This is a genomic window from Geomonas sp. (genome assembly GCF_056994735.1).
Map to the genome: position 1 here is coordinate 1 of NZ_JBXKJL010000148.1, position 2,687 is coordinate 2,687.

A 2,687-nucleotide genomic window follows, 5' to 3' on the forward strand; every position below is an offset into this window, starting at 1 on the left:
ACAGGTCGGGGCCCCCGAAGCGCGGGTAGACGGGCGGCAGCCCGCCCCGTTTGAGGGGGCAGGGCGCCAGAAACCAGGATCAATTGGGGCTTGTAATCTTCCAGACCTTGACCTGGTTCGTGTCGTCATCGACTCCGACGAGCGTCGCGGCTCTGAGCAGGCGACGCGCGAGCAAGCGATGGAGCGCGCACGCCAGAAACTGGAAAAACTCAAGGAGCGCACCGCCTCCGGCGCCTTGAAGCGGCCCGAGAAGAGCGGGGCTGCTGTCGAGCGGATCATGCAGAAATCTCACGGCTATCGCTACTTCGACTGGAAACTCAGCGCTGGGTCGCTCGCGTTCTCCGAGAGCAAGACGCACCTGGAGCGTGAGAAGAAGATCGAACTGGAGTTTTGCAAACCGTGTTTCGACTGCGTCAAAATAGGTAAAATCGGCGCATTGCGGCCCGAATTCCCTCGGGCGCTGTTGGAGTGCGGAGCATCTGATCATGCCAGGGATTGTCGAATTCCCCGCCGTGGTTCGCGATGCCGTGGCCCGATACGGCGACTTCTTCGCCAACGACTGCCAGCGCCGCCACTTCGCCGAGTACCTCACCGGCCTCTTCGTCGCCCAGCGCAAGACCGTCCTCGGCATCCACGAGGCGTTCGCCCACACCACCGACCAGTCCTGCCTCAACCGCTTCCTCACCGAGGTCGCCTGGGACGCCGAACGACTCAATCAGCGGCGACTGGACCTGCTCCAGGAGGATCCCGCCACCCGCTATAGCGACCAGGGCGTCATTCCCATCGATAACACCCTCATCGACCGCGACGGGGTGTTGATCCCCGACGCCGGCTGGTACTGGGACCACGCCGAGGAGCGGAACAAGATCGCTCAGGACTACCTCTTCATCAACTACGTCTGTACCAGCGGCAAGCACTACCCGCTGGAGTTCCGACTCTTCCGCAAGCAGGAGATCTGCGAGGCACTGAAGGAACCGTTCCGCAATCATACCAAGCTCTGCTGCGATCTGATCGACTGGGTGTGCGAGCGACGGATCCCCGGCGACTTCACCATGGACAGCTATTTCACCAACGCCGAGATCCTCAACCACATCCACGGCAAGGCCGATCGGTTCGGCCAACCCAGGGCCTATGTCGGTGATCTCAAGAGCAACCGCAAGGTGCAGTGGCACGGCCGGATCATCAGGGTGGATGACCTGGCTGCATCGATCCCGGCGGCGGACCGGAAGGAGTTGCGAATCGGCGATCGGCGGCAGTGGTATTTCACGGTGACGTTGGAGATCCCCGACGTGAAGCACAAGGCCCGGATCATGGCCCTGTGGCGGTATCGCCACGACCCCGAACCGGTCAAGATCCTGGTCACCAACCGGACCACCTGGGAGGTGGGCCGGGGCGTCCGGGTGTATCGGCATCGTTGGACGGGCACGGAGACGTTTCATCGGGACGGCAAGCAGCAACTCGGGTTGGGTGATTGTCAGCTGCGCGATTTCCAGGGCCACACCCGGCACATGTACCTGGTCATGCTGGCGTACAGTCTGCTCATGAGCGAGTTGAAGCAGGGCCGTGCGAAGGAATGGGCGTTCCAGAGGCTGATGACCATCGGCGAGGCCTGTCGGGCGATGGAGAAGGAGACCCTGCGCACGACGCTCTCGTGGGCGATCGAGCAGGTGACCACTTGGGGGCGTCCCTCTGACCATGTGGTCGCCCAGTTGGGGCTGTCGTGATATCGTCAGCCCTGGTGCGCAGCCACGCGGTGTCGATTGCGCGGTGTGAATTCGACAATCCCTGGTATGATCAGATAGTCCGCACTCCAACAGTGCCATCGCGGATGAGGGTCAACTACGCTCATGTTGCCTGCTTCCAGGCTGTGAAGTCCCTGTTTGCAAAACTCCAGTTCGAACTCAAAGGCCATCGTTCGTGATAGTCAGGGGGTTCTCCGTCCTCATCGTTCTTCTATCCTCGCCGCCACGCGATCCCCCCTTCCCGCGCGGAGGATAGCACAGCGCGTCTCAATGGTCATACTCATCTTTAACACCACAATGTAGCATCTTCAGCAGTGGCAAGGACTTGACGCATCAACCGGGCGGCGTGGCACTATGCGCAGCGTCTTCCCCTGGAGTGGTCGGCGAGACTTGTGGGACGGCCGGGGGCAAGGCCACGCCCACCGTCTGGAACACCTTGCCACACGTCCCCTGGGCCTCGCTCCGCAGCAGGAACCGCTTCCCGTCCTGCTCCACCTCCACCACCTGCAAACGATCCAAGTCCTGGATCACATCGGCCCACTCGAACTCGTGGCCCCGCTCCTCCAACCGGGCCTGGAGTTCCTGACGCAGGACCAACGCCAGGACCGAGCAGAACACATGACCTCGAATCGTCTCGTCACACCGGTGGTAGATCGGACGGGTCTGTAACAACGCCTTGCAGGAACGGAACCACTGCTCCACCATCCAGAGTTGCTTGTACTGCAACGCCACCGCGGCGGTGTCCAGATCGGTGTTGGTCCGCAGCACCCACTTGCCGTCGTATCGGGCGTCCTCGGCGACCTTCGCCTCATCGATCCGAAAGTGCTCAGGGCCACCGCCGGAGAGGTAACGACGGTAGCCCTTGTTGCCGACCAGCGCCTTGTCCCCTCGGCGGAGTTGCTCCCGCAACGCCGCCACGATCGCCTCCCGATCGGTGGCATCCTT

The 2,687-nt window shown here is 62.3% G+C and carries 2 protein-coding genes; one reads left to right on the top strand and one right to left on the bottom strand.

Annotated elements, in window-relative coordinates; genetic code table 11:
* The first annotated feature begins 485 nt into the window (after nt 1-485).
* Nucleotides 486-1,724, top strand: a complete 1,239-nt coding sequence (locus AC11W3_RS07110) for an IS701 family transposase (protein ID WP_484092727.1) — start codon at nt 486-488, stop codon at nt 1,722-1,724.
* A gap of 351 nt (nt 1,725-2,075) precedes the next feature.
* Here the strand turns inward: AC11W3_RS07110 and AC11W3_RS07115 are convergent.
* The coding region (locus tag AC11W3_RS07115) for an IS1634 family transposase (RefSeq protein WP_484092728.1) at nt 2,076-2,687 on the bottom strand (612 nt) is incomplete at its 5' end.